Annotated in this window: 15 protein-coding genes; 13 read left to right on the plus strand and 2 right to left on the minus strand. The window is 57.3% G+C overall.

Annotated features, from left to right (window positions below; genetic code table 11):
- Positions 1–19: 19 nt before the first annotated feature.
- The gene (gppA, locus tag HFD97_RS13075) at positions 20–1504 is read right to left on the minus strand and encodes a guanosine-5'-triphosphate,3'-diphosphate diphosphatase (protein ID WP_009088415.1); all 1485 of its coding nucleotides are present in this window, start codon (positions 1502–1504) and stop codon (positions 20–22) included.
- Positions 1505–1510: 6 nt separating this feature from the next.
- Positions 1511–2803 (minus strand): ATP-dependent RNA helicase RhlB, encoded by a 1293-nt coding sequence (gene rhlB / locus HFD97_RS13080; protein WP_009088417.1) that lies wholly within the window; start codon positions 2801–2803, stop codon positions 1511–1513.
- Between the two features lie 117 nt (positions 2804–2920).
- Between rhlB and trxA the strand changes: the two genes are divergently transcribed.
- The 13 genes from trxA (at position 2921) to wzyE (ending at position 17125) form a co-directional block, all read left to right on the plus strand.
- Entirely contained in the window at positions 2921–3253 is a 333-nt protein-coding gene (trxA, locus tag HFD97_RS13085) for a thioredoxin TrxA (protein WP_003851963.1), read from the plus strand.
- Between the two features lie 351 nt (positions 3254–3604).
- A complete protein-coding gene (rho, locus tag HFD97_RS13090; RefSeq protein ID WP_003851960.1) occupies positions 3605–4864 on the plus strand; it encodes a transcription termination factor Rho in 1260 nt (419 codons plus the stop codon).
- 280 nt (positions 4865–5144) lie between these two features.
- Positions 5145–6224: a UDP-N-acetylglucosamine--undecaprenyl-phosphate N-acetylglucosaminephosphotransferase gene (gene wecA / locus HFD97_RS13095; protein WP_033736131.1), complete on the plus strand. Its 1080-nt coding sequence runs from the start codon at positions 5145–5147 to the stop codon at positions 6222–6224.
- A gap of 30 nt (positions 6225–6254) precedes the next feature.
- A complete protein-coding gene (wzzE, locus tag HFD97_RS13100; RefSeq protein ID WP_167432025.1) occupies positions 6255–7304 on the plus strand; it encodes an ECA polysaccharide chain length modulation protein in 1050 nt (349 codons plus the stop codon).
- A 10-nt stretch (positions 7305–7314) separates the two neighbouring features.
- Positions 7315–8445, plus strand: a complete 1131-nt coding sequence (wecB, locus tag HFD97_RS13105) for a non-hydrolyzing UDP-N-acetylglucosamine 2-epimerase (RefSeq protein ID WP_167432024.1) — start codon at positions 7315–7317, stop codon at positions 8443–8445.
- Positions 8442–9701, plus strand: a complete 1260-nt coding sequence (gene wecC, locus HFD97_RS13110) for a UDP-N-acetyl-D-mannosamine dehydrogenase (protein WP_167432023.1) — start codon at positions 8442–8444, stop codon at positions 9699–9701. The genes wecB and wecC overlap by 4 nt, the downstream gene beginning before the upstream one ends.
- Positions 9698–10768 carry a dTDP-glucose 4,6-dehydratase gene (gene rffG / locus HFD97_RS13115; protein WP_154929011.1) on the plus strand — a complete coding sequence of 357 codons (1071 nt, stop codon included), beginning with the start codon at positions 9698–9700 and terminating at the stop codon, positions 10766–10768. The genes wecC and rffG overlap by 4 nt, the downstream gene beginning before the upstream one ends.
- Before the next feature lie 19 nt (positions 10769–10787).
- Positions 10788–11669 (plus strand): glucose-1-phosphate thymidylyltransferase RfbA, encoded by an 882-nt coding sequence (gene rfbA, locus HFD97_RS13120; RefSeq protein WP_167432022.1) that lies wholly within the window; start codon positions 10788–10790, stop codon positions 11667–11669.
- Positions 11647–12354, plus strand: coding sequence for a dTDP-4-amino-4,6-dideoxy-D-galactose acyltransferase (gene rffC / locus HFD97_RS13125; protein WP_009088428.1), 708 nt, complete (start codon positions 11647–11649; stop codon positions 12352–12354). Before rfbA ends, rffC begins: the two co-directional genes overlap by 23 nt.
- The gene (gene rffA / locus HFD97_RS13130) at positions 12341–13471 is read left to right on the plus strand and encodes a dTDP-4-amino-4,6-dideoxygalactose transaminase (protein WP_009088429.1); all 1131 of its coding nucleotides are present in this window, start codon (positions 12341–12343) and stop codon (positions 13469–13471) included. The genes rffC and rffA overlap by 14 nt, the downstream gene beginning before the upstream one ends.
- Positions 13471–14721, plus strand: a complete 1251-nt coding sequence (gene wzxE, locus HFD97_RS13135) for a lipid III flippase WzxE (protein ID WP_140029655.1) — start codon at positions 13471–13473, stop codon at positions 14719–14721. The genes rffA and wzxE overlap by 1 nt, the downstream gene beginning before the upstream one ends.
- A complete protein-coding gene (locus HFD97_RS13140; protein ID WP_167432021.1) occupies positions 14718–15785 on the plus strand; it encodes a TDP-N-acetylfucosamine:lipid II N-acetylfucosaminyltransferase in 1068 nt (355 codons plus the stop codon). Before wzxE ends, HFD97_RS13140 begins: the two co-directional genes overlap by 4 nt.
- The gene (wzyE, locus tag HFD97_RS13145; protein ID WP_058958101.1) at positions 15782–17125 is read left to right on the plus strand and encodes an ECA oligosaccharide polymerase; all 1344 of its coding nucleotides are present in this window, start codon (positions 15782–15784) and stop codon (positions 17123–17125) included. The genes HFD97_RS13140 and wzyE overlap by 4 nt, the downstream gene beginning before the upstream one ends.
- Positions 17126–17147 lie beyond the last annotated feature (22 nt).

Consider the following 17147-nt stretch of genomic DNA (forward strand, 5'->3'; position numbering starts at 1 on the left):
TTCGCCTCAGACGCAGGTATTACGACAGGGTTAACAACCAGTGGACATAGGACTGATAGTGGCTCTCCTGCTCCAGCAGCTCGCTGCGCAGTGGATGCGCTTCCAGCCAGCCAGCGGGCAGGGTCAGATGCAGGGCATCATCGTCCGCCTGGAGTCGTACCGCTGGCAGGGTGTCATCGCGGCGGCGGGTTGAGAAAATAATCGCCAGCCGCAGCAGACGGCACATCCGTTCCGCCAGACGCGGCGGCAGGGCGTTTTGCTGGGTCAGCAGCGCCAGATCGATGCTGCCGCTCTGGTTTTGCAGCAGGCAGGCCAGCAGCTTCTTCTGCGCCGGGGTGAAGCCAGGCAGGTCCAGATGACGCACCAGGTAAGCCGCATGCTGTGGCGCATGCCGGAAGTCGACGCTGAGGCCGATTTCGTGGATCGCACAGGCGCTGAGCAGCAGCTCACGACAGCGCTGATCCAGCTTCCACGAGGTGGAAACCTGACGGAAGAAGCTCTCCGCCAGCTGACGCACACGATCCGCCTGTTCAACATCAATGCTGAACCGGCGCTGGACGTTGTGAAGTGTGCGGGTGCGGATATCGCGGTCAACGGGCAGATGCAGCATGCCGTAGACCAGCCCTTCACGCAGCGCGCCGCCCGCCAGGGTCATGCTATCGATACTGAGCGTCTGGAAAATGGCGATCAGGATCGACAGACCGCTGGGAAACACCAGCGCCCGTTCCAGTGTCAGCCCTTCGATTTCAAGCTCTTCCAGTTTGCCGCACTGGATTGCGCGCTGTTTAAGCTGCTGCAGCTTGCTCAGCGTGATGCGCTCATCCATGCCCTGCGCCACCATAATCTCCTGCAGCGCCTGTACCGTGCCGGACGCACCGACACAGGCCTGCCAGCCCTGCTGACGCAGCTGCGCGGCGACAGGCTGGATCATCTCACGGGCAGCCTGCTCCGCCTGGTCAAAATTCTCTTTTGCCAGATGACGATCGCTGAAGAAGCGCTCCAGCCAGGTGACACAGCCCATCGACAGACTGAACAACACCGACGCGTGCGAACCATCGCCGGTTGCCAGCTCGGTACTGCCGCCACCGATATCCACCACCAGACGCTGGTCGGAGCCGCCCGTGGTGTGAGCCACGCCCTGATAAATCAGGCGCGCCTCTTCTTCACCGCTGATGACGTTGATGGTGCAGCCAAGAATCTGCTGGGCGGTATCGAGGAAGGTCTGCGCATTCGCGGCCAGACGCAGCGTGGCGGTCGCCACCACGCGAATCTGATCGGGGGGAATATCCTGCAGTTGCTCAGAGAAGAGCCGGAGGCATTGCCAGCCACGCGCCATGGCTTCGGCTGACAACTGATTACTGGCATCCAGACCGGCGGCAAGGCGAACCTTGCGCTTGATTTTTGCCACGGTCTGGATACTGCCAGAGACCTCGCGCACCACCAACATATGAAAGCTGTTAGACCCTAAATCAATCGCTGCATAAAGTGACGACGCGCTGAGCATGGTGGCCTAACCTGAACGTTTACGGTTGTTGTTGCGTGGCGCACCGCGACGATTAGCGTTATTGCCTCCACGGCGTGGGCCATTGCCGGAACGGCTGCGCTGCAGACGCTTAGGCGGCGGTAAATCGGTTAACAGGGCTTCGCTGCTGTACTTGCTGACCGGGATGCTGTGGCCAATGTACTCTTCAATCGATGGCAGATTCAGCGCGTACTCTTCACAGGCCAGGCTGATAGAGTGTCCGCTGGCACCTGCACGACCGGTACGGCCAATGCGGTGAACGTAATCTTCACAGTCATCAGGCAGATCGTAGTTAAAGACGTGGGTGACCGCCGGGATGTGCAGACCACGGGCAGCAACATCAGTCGCGACCAGAATATCCACGTCCCCTTTGGTGAAGTCATCAAGAATGCGCAGGCGCTTCTTCTGTGCCACATCGCCGGTCAGCAGGCCAACGCGGTGACCATCAGCGGCCAGGTGGCCCCAGATATCTTCACAGCGGTGCTTGGTGTTTGCGAAGACAATGGCGCGATCCGGCCACTCTTCTTCCAGCAGGGTCTGCAGCAGGCGCATTTTCTCTTCGTTAGACGGATAGAAAAGCTCTTCCTGAATGCGATGGCCGGTTTTCTGCTCCGGTTCCACTTCCACATATTCCGCGCTGTTCATGTGCTCGAACGCCAGTTCACGAACGCGATAAGAGAGCGTTGCCGAGAAGAGCATGCTCAGGCGCTGCGTGGCAGGCGGCATACGGCGGAACAGCCAGCGAATATCTTTAATAAAGCCGAGATCGAACATGCGATCGGCTTCGTCCAGCACCATGACCTGGATGGCACCGAGGTTAACGTGATTCTGCTTCGCGTAGTCGATCAGGCGACCGGTGGTGGCCACCAGAATATCTACGCCCTGCTCCAGCACTTTCAGCTGTTTATCATAACCGTCTCCGCCATAGGCGAGACCCAGTTTCAGGCCGGTTGAGGCGGTAAGGGGTTCGGCATCTGCATGAATCTGCACAGCAAGTTCACGCGTTGGCGCAAGAATAAGTGCCCGTGGCTGATTAACCTGACGACCTTCCGCCGCAGGATAAGAGAGAAGATGATGAAACGTTGACGTCAGAAACGCCATCGTTTTGCCGGTACCGGTTTGCGCCTGGCCTGCAACATCACGCCCTGAAAGCGTAAAAGGCAGAGCTAACGCCTGAATCGGCGTGCAGTATTGAAAGCCTTTACTATCAAGGGCTTCAACCACTTTAGGGTGCAGGGCGAAGTCGGAAAACTTCTGTTCAGTTAAGTGTGTTTTGCTCATAGTGTGGTAGAATATCAGCTTACTATCGCTTTACGAAAGCGTATCCGATGAAATAAAGTCAACCAACATTGGTATATATTACGCCAATTCGCCAGGCATAATCTTGTGGAGTAAAACATGAGCAGCGATAAAATCGTTCATCTGACTGATGACAGTTTCGACACCGACGTGCTGAAAGCCGACGGCGTTACACTGGTAGATTTCTGGGCTGAATGGTGTGGTCCTTGCAAAATGATCGCGCCAATCCTTGATGAAGTTGCAGAAGAGTATGATGGCAAGCTGACCATCGCTAAGCTGAATATTGACGATAACCCAGGCACGGCACCGAAGTATGGCATTCGTGGTATCCCGACGCTGCTGCTGTTCAAAAATGGCGAAGTCGCCGCGACCAAAGTGGGCGCGCTGTCTAAAGGCCAGCTGAAAGAGTTCCTGAACGCCAACCTGGCTTAATGCAGGACTGAATGTCTGGCAGTGGTGAATTTATCTCCTGCTGCTGGACGTTCGCTTTCAGGCGTGCTAATTTACTCACACTGCATTACGAACTTACCTTGTAGTTAGCATCTAAAGTTTTCCCTTGTTGAACCCATTCGCCCTGTACCTTATAAAGATAGAACGGTTCAGCAATCTTACGGTTAGCTCCAACTCTGGCATTACATTCGGACATCTCCCTGCATACCGATCGCCATTCCATTCGATGATCGTCGGGAAGAGCCGAAAAGAGCCATTAACGGCATGGATTAGTTGCCATACCATTCACGACAAACATTCCGAGTATTACCCCGAGTTTAAGAACCCATCACTATGAATCTTACCGAATTAAAGAATACGCCGGTTGCTGAGCTGATTACTCTCGGCGAAAATATGGGGCTGGAAAATCAGGCTCGCATGCGCAAGCAGGACATTATCTTTTCAATCCTGAAGCAGCACGCGAAGAGCGGCGAAGACATCTTCGGTGATGGCGTGCTGGAGATTCTTCAGGATGGATTTGGATTCCTCCGTTCCGGAGACAGCTCCTACCTCGCCGGCCCTGATGATATCTACGTTTCCCCCAGCCAAATCCGCCGCTTCAACCTCCGCACTGGTGACACCATCTCTGGCAAAATCCGTCCACCGAAAGAAGGTGAACGCTATTTTGCGCTGCTCAAAGTTAACGAAGTTAACTACGACAAGCCGGAAAACGCGCGTAATAAGATTCTGTTCGAAAACCTCACGCCGCTGCACGCCAACAAGCGTCTGCGTATGGAACGGGGTAATGGTTCAACGGAAGATTTAACGGCCCGCGTTCTGGACCTGGCGTCACCGATCGGTCGTGGTCAGCGTGGTCTGATTGTTGCACCGCCAAAAGCCGGTAAAACCATGCTGCTGCAGAACATCGCGCAGAGCCTGGCGTACAACTACCCGGACTGCGTGCTGATGGTCCTGCTGATCGATGAGCGTCCGGAAGAAGTGACCGAGATGCAGCGTCTGGTCAAAGGTGAAGTCATTGCCTCAACCTTCGATGAGCCGGCGTCACGCCACGTTCAGGTTGCGGAAATGGTCATCGAGAAAGCCAAGCGCCTGGTTGAGCATAAGAAAGATGTCATCATCCTGCTCGACTCCATCACCCGTCTGGCGCGTGCTTATAACACCGTGGTGCCGGCGTCAGGTAAAGTCCTGACCGGTGGTGTGGATGCCAACGCCCTGCATCGTCCAAAGCGTTTCTTTGGTGCTGCACGTAACGTGGAAGAGGGCGGCAGCCTGACCATCATCGCCACCGCGCTGGTTGATACCGGTTCGAAGATGGACGAAGTGATTTACGAAGAGTTCAAGGGTACCGGTAACATGGAACTGCATCTCGCCCGTAAAATCGCTGAAAAACGTGTCTTCCCGGCGATCGACTACAACCGCTCCGGTACACGTAAAGAAGAGCTGCTTACCTCTCAGGAAGAGCTGCAGAAGATGTGGATCCTGCGTAAGATCATTCACCCGATGGGCGAAATCGACGCAATGGAGTTCCTCATCAACAAACTGGCGATGACGAAAACCAACGATGAATTCTTCGACATGATGAAGCGTTCATAATCTGATACGGCCAGGCCGGACCACTGATTCGGCTTTTTTAATCCAGATTCGCAGAAAATCGCCCTTACGCCACGTCCCGACGTGGCGTTTTTCATTTGTGAGCTATAGGATTGAACACTGGCAGGAGCATTTATAATGACTGTGGTAGTGATGGCGAATTTTTGACCGTTCGTCTGTCTCTTGATGCAGAATTCGGAATCCGACACAGCGATAAACGCGCTTTTTCGCGTATTGTTGTGCGGGATGTTAGCTGAGAGCGTTTAACGTGAATTTACTCACTATGAGTACTGAGCTTGGTTTAATTTTTCTCTTTTCACTGGCTTTCCTCTTTTTTGCTCGAAAAGCAGCTAAAAAAATTGGTTTAGTTGATAAGCCTAACTCACGTAAACGCCATCATGGCGCGATTCCGTTGGTGGGCGGCATTTCCGTGTTCGCAGGGATCTGCTTCACGTTCGCGATTACCAACTACTATCTGCCACACGCGCTGCTCTATCTGGGCTGTGCCGGTGTGCTGGTGCTGGTCGGGGCGCTCGACGATCGCTTTGATATCAGCGTTAAAATCCGCGCGGTGGTTCAGGCGCTGGTCGCTGTCGTCATGATGGTGGGGGCAAAACTCTATCTGCTGAGTCTGGGCTTTATCGTCGGTCCGTTCGAGCTGATCGTGGGCCCCTTTGGCTATGTGCTGACGCTGTTCGCCGTCTGGGCCGCGATTAACGCCTTTAATATGGTGGATGGCATCGACGGTCTGCTGGGCGGCCTCTCCTCAGTGACCTTTGCCGCTATGGGCATCATCCTCTATTTCGACGGCCAGACCAGCCTGGCGATGTGGTGCTTTGCGATGATCGCCGCCACGCTGCCCTATATTCTGCTCAACCTGGGCTTTCTTGGCCGCCGCTTTAAAGTCTTTATGGGTGACGCCGGCAGCACCATGATCGGCTTCACCATCATCTGGATTCTGCTGGAAACCACCCAGGGTCTGAGTCACCCCATCACGCCGGTGACCGCCCTCTGGCTCATCGCCATTCCCCTGATGGATATGGTGGCGATCATGTATCGCCGTCTGCGCAAAGGCATGAGCCCGTTCTCGGCTGACCGTCAGCACATCCACCATCTGATTATGCGCGCCGGCTTCAGCTCGCGTCAGGCCTTTGTGCTGATTACCGTGGCGGCCGCGATTCTCGCCGGTATCGGGGTGCTGGGTGAGTATCTGGCGTTTATCCCTGAGTGGGTGATGCTGCTGCTTTTCCTGGGCGCGTTCATGGTTTATGGCTACTGCCTGAAACATGCATGGCGCGTGGCGCGGCGTATCCGTCGCATCAAGCGCCGTCTGAGCCATCATCGCGAAGCAAAAAATAAATGAACCCGATGCTGATTAAAGGATATCTCTGCCATGCCTTCTGACGTTGTGGACAACGAACTGGATCTTCGCGGCTTAGGCTGCCGGTTATGGCGTGGCAAGCGCTGGATTGTGGGGCTGGCCCTGCTGTTTGCCCTGGTCGCCTGGCTGGCGACGCTGCTGCTGAAACAGGTCTGGAGCACCACGGCGATCACCGATCGTCCGACGGTAAATATGCTGGGCTCCTACTATGCACAGCAGCAGTTTCTGACCAACCTGGATGTGCGGAACAACGCGTTAACCCTGGCGGCGCCCTCGCCAACGGTGATGGATGAGGTCTATCAGGAGTTCGTCATGCAGCTCGCCTCGTGGGATACGCGTCGCGAGTTCTGGCAGCAAACCGACTACTACAAGAGTCGTAAAACCGGCAACGCGCACAACGATGCCGCGCTACTTGACGACATGATCGGCAACATTCTCTTCACCCCGGCGGACGCGGCACATAACCTGCCGGACAACGTCAGACTCAAAGCGGAAACCGCAGGCGACGCCAACAACCTGCTGCGTCAGTATATTGCCTACGCCAGCGAGCGTGCCGCACGTCATCTGAACGATGAGTTAAAAGGGGCCTGGCAGGCGCGCACCGATCAGTTGCAGGCGCAGGTAAAACGTCAGGAAGATGTGGCGAACGCCGTGTTCCAGCGCCAGCAGCACCGTCTGGAGCAGGCGCTGAAGATCGCCAGTCAGCAGGGTATCAACGAGAAACAGACGCGCGAAGCGGGTGAAAATCTGGCGGACAGCGATCTCTTCCTGCTGGGCCAGCCCGTGCTGCAGGGACAGCTTGAAACCCTGCGTGCCACCGGTCCCAGCTTCGATATCAGCTATGATCAAAACAGAGCTATGCTGGCCACGCTGCAGACCGGACCCAAACTGAACAGCCAGTTCCAGACTTACCGTTATCTGCGTACGCCGGAAGAGCCGGTATCACGTGACAGCCCGCGACGTCTGTTCATGATGATTATGTGGGGTGCCGTTGGGGCATTAACCGGCGCGGGTGTGGCGCTGGCACGTCGTCCGCGTCTGATGTCAGACACGCATGATTGAGAGAAACAGTGTGAAAGTTCTGACCGTATTTGGTACTCGCCCCGAAGCGATAAAAATGGCCCCGCTGGTTCAGGCGCTGGCGCAGGATCCCGCGTTTGAATCACGGCTGTGCGTTACCGCCCAGCATCGCGAAATGCTCGATCAGGTGCTGCGTCTGTTCAGACTGCAGCCGGACTACGATCTCAACATCATGCGGCCTGAGCAGGGGCTGACGGAGATCACCTGTCGCATCCTGGAGGGCATGAAAACCGTTCTGCTCGACTTCCGGCCCGACATCGTGCTGGTGCACGGCGACACGACCACCACGCTGGCGGCGAGTCTGGCCGCCTTTTATCATCAGATTCCGGTTGGCCATGTGGAAGCCGGGCTGCGCACCGGCGATCTCGCGTCGCCGTGGCCGGAAGAGGGCAACCGTAAGCTGACCGGCCATCTCGCCCGCCTGCATTTCACCCCGACCTCGCGCTCGCGACAGAATCTGCTGCAGGAAAATCTCGCCGACTCACGCATTATCGTGACCGGCAATACGGTTATTGACGCGCTGCTGTGGGTACGTGATCGGGTGCTGGATGACACCAATCTGAATGCGCAGCTGGCCGCGCGCTATCCGTTTCTCAATCCGGAGAAGAAACTGGTGCTGGTCACCGGTCATCGTCGTGAAAGCTTTGGCGGCGGGTTTGAACGGATCTGCAGCGCGCTGGCGCAGATTGCCCGCCAGCATCCGGAAGCGCAGATTGTCTATCCGGTGCACCTCAATCCCAATGTCAGCGAACCGGTTAACCGGATACTCAGCGGCATTGAAAATATCATTCTGATTGAACCGCAGGAGTATCTGCCTTTTGTCTGGCTGATGAACCGCGCCTGGTTAATCCTCACCGACTCCGGCGGTATCCAGGAAGAGGCGCCGTCGCTGGGTAAACCGGTGCTGGTGATGCGCGACACCACCGAGCGGCCGGAAGCGGTCGATGCCGGCACCGTGAAACTGGTAGGAACCGATGTCGCCACTATCGTGGCCAGCGTGAGCGAACTGCTGAGCGACGATGAGGCCTGGCAGGCGATGAGCCATGCCCATAATCCTTATGGCGATGGCAAAGCCTGCGGTCGTATTTTACAAGCCTTAAAAGATAACCGAGCCGAATTATGAGTTTTGAAACCATCTCCGTGATTGGACTGGGATACATTGGGCTGCCGACGGCAGCCGTTTTTGCCTCAAAGGGAAAAAAAGTGGTGGGCGTGGATATCAACGCGCGCGCCGTGGAAACCATCAACCGTGGCGCGATCCACATCGTGGAGCCCGATTTAGATCAGGTGGTACATGCTGCCGTCACGCGTGGCGACCTGCGTGCCACCACCCAGCCTGAGCCTGCGGACGCCTTTCTTATTGCCGTGCCGACTCCGTTCAAAGATGACCATCAGCCCGACCTGCGCTTTGTGAAAGCCGCCGCGGAGTCGATGGCCCCCGTGCTGAAGAAGGGCGACCTGGTGATTCTGGAGTCGACGTCGCCGGTTGGCAGCACGGAACAGATGGCCGACTGGCTGGCGGCGGCGCGTCCCGATCTGCGTTTCCCGCAGCACGGTGAGACGCCCGATGTCTTCGTCGCCTACTGCCCGGAGCGCGTGCTGCCGGGTCAGGTGATGGTCGAACTGATCAATAATGACAGGGTCATCGGCGGCATGACACCCGCCTGTTCAGCTCGCGCCAGCGAGCTGTATCGCATTTTCCTGAAAGGCGAGTGTGTGGAAACCAACGCCCGCACCGCCGAGATGTGCAAGCTGACTGAGAACAGCTTCCGCGATGTGAACATCGCCTTTGCCAATGAGCTGTCGCTGATTTGCGCCGATCAGGGGATCAACGTCTGGGAGCTGATTGCGCTGGCGAATCGCCATCCGCGCGTCAACATTCTGCAGCCAGGGCCGGGCGTCGGTGGACACTGTATCGCCGTCGATCCCTGGTTCATCGTGGCGCAGAATCCCGAATTAGCCCGCCTGATCCGCACCGCGCGCGAGGTCAATGATGCCAAGCCGCAGTGGGTGCTGGACCAGGTAAAAACCGCGCTGGCGGAGTGCCTGACCCAGACCGGCAAGCGCGCCAGCGATATCACCATCGCCTGCTTCGGCCTGGCTTTTAAACCCAATATTGACGATCTGCGCGAAAGCCCGGCGGTGGGCGTAGCGCAGAAGATTGCGGAGTGGCACCGCGGCACAACCTGGGTGGTTGAGCCTCACATTGCGCAGATCGCTGACGCGCTGGCAGGCAAAGCTGAACTGGTCCCGGGCGAGCAGGCGCTGGCCCAGGCCGATATTCTGGTGATGCTGGTGGATCATCGCGCCTTCCGCGCCATCGATGCCGCTCAGGTACAGCAGCAATGGATTGTCGACACCAAAGGTGTGTGGCGATGAGGCGTTTTCTGATCACCGGTGGTGCCGGGTTTATCGGTTCGGCACTGGTGCGCTTTCTGATCGCAGAAACCGATCATCAGGTAGTGGTGGTTGATAAACTCAGTTACGCCGGAAATCTGGCCTCACTTGCCAGTGTTGCCGACTCACCGCGCTTTCATTTTGAGCAGGTGGATATCTGCGATCGTCCGGCGCTCGATCAGGTTTTTGCCCGTTATCAGCCAGACTGCGTAATGCATCTTGCGGCTGAGAGCCACGTTGATCGTTCAATAGATGGCCCGGTGGCCTTTATCGAAACCAATATTGTCGGGACCTATCAGTTGCTGGAAGCGGCACGTTTCTACTGGCAGAAGCTGGATGATGCGCGCAAAAACGCCTTTCTGTTCCACCATATCTCGACCGATGAAGTGTTTGGCGACCTGCATGACAGCCAGGCTTACTTCACCGAAACCACGCCTTATGCTCCCAGCAGTCCTTACGCGGCCAGTAAAGCCAGCAGCGACCATTTAGTGCGGGCCTGGCTGCGAACCTACGGGTTACCTGCGCTGGTCACGAACTGTTCAAATAATTACGGTCCCTGTCATTTCCCGGAAAAACTGATCCCGCTGACCATCATCAATGCACTGGCCGGTAAACCATTGCCGGTTTACGGCAACGGACAGCAGATTCGTGACTGGCTCTACGTCGAAGATCACGCCCGCGCGCTCTATCAGGTGGTGAGTCAGGGCAAACCTGGCGAAACCTACAATATCGGCGGCCATAACGAGCGTCGTAATATTGAGGTCGTTGAGACGATTTGCAGTCTGCTTGAAGAGCTGGCAGCAGAACGAAAACCTGCAGGGCTGGCGCATTTCCGCGATCTGATTACCTATGTCACTGACCGTCCGGGCCACGATCTGCGCTACGCCATTGATGCCAGTAAAATTGCGCATGAACTTGGCTGGAAGCCGCAGGAGACCTTTGAAAGCGGTATGCGTAAGACCGTGGCGTGGTATCTGGCCAATTCCAGCTGGTGGCAGGCTATTCTTGATGGCCGTTATCAGGGTGAACGTCTCGGCTTATCGCAATAAATCCGCGTAAGGAGCAGCGATGAAAGGCATCATTTTAGCGGGCGGGTCGGGTACGCGGTTACACCCGATAACGCGTGCAGTCTCGAAGCAACTTCTGCCGGTTTACGACAAACCGATGATCTATTACCCGCTCTCTGTGCTGATGCTGGCGGGGATTCGCGACATCCTGCTCATTACGACACCGGACGATCGGATGCAGTTTGAACGTCTGCTGGGCGATGGCAGCGAATTCGGGATACGCCTCAGTTATGCGGTGCAGCCCAGTCCTGACGGGCTGGCGCAGGCGTTTATTATCGGCGAATCCTTTATCGGTGATGACAGTTGCTGTCTGGTTCTGGGTGATAACCTCTATTTTGGCCAGGGTTTCAGTCCTAAGCTACGGAAAGTCGTGGAACAGAATCAGGGCGCAACGGTGTTCGGGTATCAGGTCATGGACCCGGAGCGTTTCGGTGTGGTGGAGTTTGACGACAGCTTTAAGGCGATCTCGATTGAAGAGAAGCCAGAAAAGCCGAAGTCGCGCTGGGCGGTAACCGGACTCTATTTTTACGACAATCAGGTGATTGAGTTTGCGAAACAGGTCAGGCCTTCAGCGCGGGGCGAGCTGGAAATCACCGCCATTAACCAGATGTATCTGGATCGGGGGGAGCTGACAGTCGAACTGCTGGGACGCGGCTTTGCCTGGCTGGACACCGGCACCCATGACAGTCTGGTAGAAGCCAGCATGTTTGTGCAGACCGTGGAGAAACGGCAGGGCTTTAAAATTGCCTGTCTGGAAGAGATCGCCTGGCGTAACGGCTGGCTGAGTGACGAGCAGCTGCGCGCCGCGGGTGACGCGTTGACGAAAACCGGCTACGGCCAATACCTGCTGGATTTATTACATGCCCGTCCACGTCAATATTAATCCCCTCAGCTGGGAGAGCGCATTCTTCGGTGTTGAGACGGTGCGGCTGGAGCTGCAAGGCGACACCCCACTGGAACAGGCGCTGCGCCATCCCTGTGCACTGATGCAGATGAAAGTCGCTGCGGGTGAAACGGCGCTGATCGATACGCTGCAGCAGCATCAGTTCCAGCTGGTGGAGGGCGAGGCCGATCTGACGCTGGCGATTGACCAGACGGAGCGGCAGGCGGGCATTCGCATTGCGCGTGAGGCACAGATCCCCTCTCTGCGTGACGCCGCGTCGCAGCTCTTCAGTCAGAGCCGCTTTCGTGCGCCCTGGTATGCGCCGGACGCCAGCGGTCGCTTTTATGCGCAGTGGATTGAAAATGCGGTGCGCGGGGCGTTTGACGATCAGTGCCTGGTCGCCTGCGATGCCGCGGGTGGAGTGCAGGGCTTTGTTTCGCTGCGTGCGGTGGAGGGCGATGCCCGCATCGGCCTGCTCGGCGTCCTGCCCGACGCACAGGGACAGGGGCTGGGTCAGCGACTGATGCTGGCGGCGGCGGACTGGGCGCGGGTCAGGCAGCTCGCGCAGCTTCGGGTGGCGACTCAGCTCAGCAATCTTACGGCGATGCGCCTCTATTTACGCAGCGGTGCCCGGCTCGACAGCACCGCCTACTGGTTTTACAGGAAAGGTCATGATTCCATTTAATGCGCCGCCCGTGGTGGGCACAGAAATTGAGTATATGCAGTCGGCGATGAGCAGCGGCAAGCTGTGCGGCGACGGCGGCTTTACCCGCCGCTGCCAGCAGTGGATGGAGCAGCGTTTCGGCAGTAAAAAAGTGCTGCTGACCCCCTCCTGCACCGCTTCGCTGGAGATGGCGGCGCTGCTTATCGATCTGCAGCCTGGCGATGAAGTGATCATGCCGAGCTACACCTTTGTCTCTACCGCCAATGCCTTTGTGCTGCGCGGCGCGCGTATTGTCTTTGTCGATGTCCGCCCGGACACTATGAATATTGATGAGACCCTGATTGAAGCGGCCATCACAGAAAAAACCCGTGCCATTGTCCCGGTGCACTACGCAGGCGTCGCCTGTGAAATGGACACCATCATGGCGCTGGCGGCAAAACATAAGCTGTTTGTCATCGAAGATGCGGCGCAGGGTGTGATGTCACGCTACAAAGGCCGTGCGCTGGGTACCATCGGTCATATCGGCTGCTTCAGCTTTCATGAAACCAAGAACTACACGGCGGGTGGCGAAGGGGGGGCAACCCTGATTAACGACGCCAGTCTGGTCGAGCGCGCCGAAATCGTGCGGGAAAAGGGCACGAACCGCAGCCAGTTCTTCCGCGGTCAGGTCGATAAATACACCTGGCGCGATATGGGGTCGAGCTTCCTGATGGCCGATCTGCAGGCGGCCTACCTCTGGGCACAGCTGGAAGCGGCTGAACGCATTAACCAGCAGCGTTTACGTATCTGGCAGCGTTATTATGAGGCGCTTCAGCCACTGGCGGCACAGGGACGCATTGACCTGCCCGTGATCCCTGCCAGCTGCGAACATAATGCCCATATGTTCTACATCAAGCTGCGCGATCAGGATGATCGTCAGGCGCTGATTAACTGGATGAAAGAAGCCGAGATACTGACGGTGTTCCACTATATTCCGCTGCACAGTTCGCCCGCCGGTGAGCGTTTCTCGCAGTTTGTCGGGGAGGATCGCTTTACCACAGCGGAAAGCGAACGCCTGCTGCGCCTGCCGCTGTTTTATAACCTGTCAGATAATAATCAGAGCACGGTTATCAGCTCACTGCTGAGCTTCTTTTCCTGATGTCATTAGCCAGAGCCTCAGTGTGGACCGCGTCGTCCACGCTGGTAAAAATTGTGTCTGGTCTGCTGGTGGTGAAACTGCTGGCGGTCAGCTTCGGTCCTGAAGGTGTGGGGCAGGCGGGGAACTTTCGTCAGCTGATTACCGTGCTGGGTGTACTGGCCGGGGCGGGCATCTTCAACGGTGTCACCACGTATGTGGCGCAGTATCAGCAGCAGCCCGGCCAGCTACGGGCGCTGGTGGGTACGGCGTCGGCCATGGTGCTGGGCTTTTCCGGCGCGCTGGCGCTGCTGTTTCTGCTGGCGGCGGCCCCGATCAGCACGGCGCTGTTTGGTCATGACCGCTATCAGGGCGTTATCCGCGTGGTCGCTTTCCTTCAGCTCGGCATCGCCTGGGCCAACTTTACGCTGGCGCTGCTGAAGGGGTATCGCGACGCGCGCGGCAATGCGCTGGCGCTGATCGCTGGCAGCCTGATTGGGGTCATGGGCTATCTGGTCTGCTGGTGGCTGGGTGGCTATCAGGGTGCACTGACCGGCCTGGCGCTGGTGCCGGCCCTGCTGCTGTTGCCGGCACTGGTGATGCTGAAACGCCGCGCGCCGCTGCCGCTGAGCTGGCTGCGTCCGCAATGGCATCCTGAGCTGGCGCGTAATCTGGCGAAATATACCCTGATGGCGCTGATCACGGCGGTAACCCTGCCGGTGGCCTGGGTGCTGATGCGTAACCTGCTGGCAGAGCAGCAGGGCTGGGCGCAGGTCGGCCTGTGGCAGGGCGTGACCAGCATTTCCGATGCCTATCTGCAGTTTATTACCGCCACCTTCAGCGTCTGGCTGTTGCCGACCCTGGCACGGCTCGATAACAAGCGCGACATCGCGCGGGAGATTGGCCGGGCGCTGCGCTTTGTGCTGCCTGCCGTGGCCGTCGCCAGCCTGGCTGTCTGGGTGCTGCGCGATTTCGCCATCAGCCTGCTCTTCTCCGAAGCCTTTCGCGGGATGCGCGATCTCTTTGTCTGGCAACTGTGCGGCGATGTTTTTAAAGTTGGCGCCTATGTTTTCGGATATCTGGTTATCGCCAAAGCCTCGCTGCGCTTTTATGTTCTGACTGAGATCAGCCAGTTTCTGTTACTGACCCTGTTCTCACGCTGGCTGATCCCGTTACATGGCGCAACGGGGGCCGCACAGGCCTATATGCTGACCTACATGGCTTACTTTGCCCTGTGTTGTGGCGCTTTTATTGTTTACTGTCGGAAAAAATGAGTTTAATTCACGTTCTGGGATCGGATATTCCCCACCACAACCTTACGGTGCTGCGTTTTTTCAACGACGTTCTCAGCGTTGAGCAGCCTGCGGCTTCGCCACGCCATTTTATGGTGGTGACCGGGCAGCCCGAGAGTCTGGCCCCCTTCACAGCATTGCGGATCGACTGTTTTGCCAGCAAGAAAGCGCTGGCGCAGGCGGTAGTGCAGCGGGCAAAAAATCGTCAGCAGCGTTTCTTCTGTCACGGCCAGTTTAACCCGTGGATCTGGCTGGCACTGCTTAGCGGTAAGCTACGCCGTTCACAGCTGTTCTGGCATGTCTGGGGAGCCGATCTTTATGAAGACTCACGCAGCCTGAAGTTCCGCCTGTTCTATCACATTCGCCGGTTAGCTCAGCGACGGGTGGCACAGGTTTTTGCCACCCGTGGGGATCTGCACCACTTTCAGCAGCGTCATCGCCGGGTGCCGGGTTCACTGCTCTATTTCCCGACCCGAATGCCTGCCGCCGCGGTGCAGGCCGATCCGACGGAACCGTTCACGCTGCTGCTGGGCAACTCGGGGGATCCCAGTAACCGCCATATTGAAGGTTTAAAAGCGATTCACGCGCAGTTTGGTGAGCAGGTGCGTATTGAGGTGCCGCTGGGTTATCCGCCGGGCAATGAGGCTTATATCAGCCAGATTCAGGCCGCAGCGGATACGCTGTTCCCGCAGGGGCAGGTGAACCTGATACGTGAAAATATGGCGTTTGAAGCCTATCTGGCGCTGCTGGCGCGCTGCCACGTCGGCTATTTTATGTTTGAACGTCAGCAGGGGGTAGGCACACTCTGCCTGCTGATCCAGGCGAACGTGCCGTTTGTGCTGACCCGCAAAAATCCATTCTGGCGCGATGTGGCAGAGCAGCAGTTGCCGGTCCTGTTCAGCGAAGATACGCTGTCGCCTGCTGTTATCGCCGAGGCGCGTCGCCAGCTTATGACCTGTGATAAAGCGGCGATCGCCTTTTTCGCTCCCGGTTATCTGGCAGGCTGGCGGGCAGCGTTACAGCTCAGCGAAGGGGAAAAGTCATGAGTCTTATGCAGTTTGGCGGCCTGCTGGTAGTCTATCTGCTGTCGCTGGGTTTCATTCTGACCCTGACCTGGCGGGAGTTTAAGCGTGTCCGTTTTAACTTCCACCTCTTTTTCACGCTGCTGTTTTTACTGACCTTCTACTTTGGCTTTCCGCTGACCTCCCTGCTGGTGTTCCGGTTTCATGTTGAGGTGGTGCCGGTGGAAAACCTGCTGGAGGCGCTGCTCTCGGCCACGGCGTTTTATGCCATCTATTACGTCAGTTATAAGGTGCGGCTGAAACCAGCTAATGCACCGCCTGCAAAGCCCTGGCTGCAGATGAACCGGGTCGAAACCCACCTGACCTGTGTGATTCTGGCGCTGGTGGCGCTGGGCACCGTTACGGTGTTCTTTATTCACAACGGTTTTCTGCTGTTCCGCCTGACGGCCTATAACCAGATCTTCTCCAGCGAAGTGTCGGGCGTGGCGCTGAAGCGCTTCTTCTATTTCTTTATTCCGGCGATGCTGATCCCCTATTTTCTGCGTCCGACGCGTCGCAACTGGCTGCTGTTTCTGGTGGTGACGGTGGCCTTTGGCCTGCTGACCTACGCGCTGGTGGGCGGGACTCGCGCCAATATCATTATTGCGTTTGCGCTGTTCCTGTTTATCGGTATCACGCGCGGCTGGATCACCCTGTGGATGCTGGCAACGGCGGGGGTGATGGCTATCGCGGGAATGTTCTGGCTGGCGCTGCGCCGCTATAACCTGGACGTTATGGGCGATGAAGCGTTTTATACCTTCCTTTATCTGACGCGGGATACGTTCTCACCGTGGGAGAATCTGGCCCTGCTGCTGGATAACTACGCCAGGATAGAGTTTCAGGGGCTGGCACCGCTGTGGCGCGATTTCTACGTGTTTATTCCCACCTGGCTGTGGCCGGATCGGCCGCTGACCGTGCTGAACAGCGCGAACTACTTCACCTGGGAAGTGCTGGATAACCATTCGGGCCTGGCCATTTCCCCGACGCTGATCGGCTCGCTGGTGGTCATGGGCGGCGTCTGGGCGATTCCGATCGGTGCCGTGGCGGTGGGGATGATTATTAAAGCCTTCGATGCGATCTACCAGCGTGGCTGCCGTGAGGCCAACCGCTACAGCGGTGCTATCCTGCAAAGCTTCTGTTTTGGTGCGGTCTTTAACATGATCGTGCTGGCACGCGAAGGGCTGGATGCCTTCGGTTCACGCGTGGTGTTTTTCTGCATCATTTTTGCTGCCTGTCTTGGCCTGGCTAAATTACTTTTCTGGTTACTGGATCGCGCAGGTTTAATTCGCGACCGCAGTGGACGGGTGCTACACAGCCCGCTCTGATTAACCTCTGGGATTAACGGAA

Source organism: Pantoea sp. EKM103V, assembly GCF_011800365.1.
GTDB classification, from domain to species: Bacteria; Pseudomonadota; Gammaproteobacteria; order Enterobacterales; family Enterobacteriaceae; genus Pantoea; species Pantoea anthophila.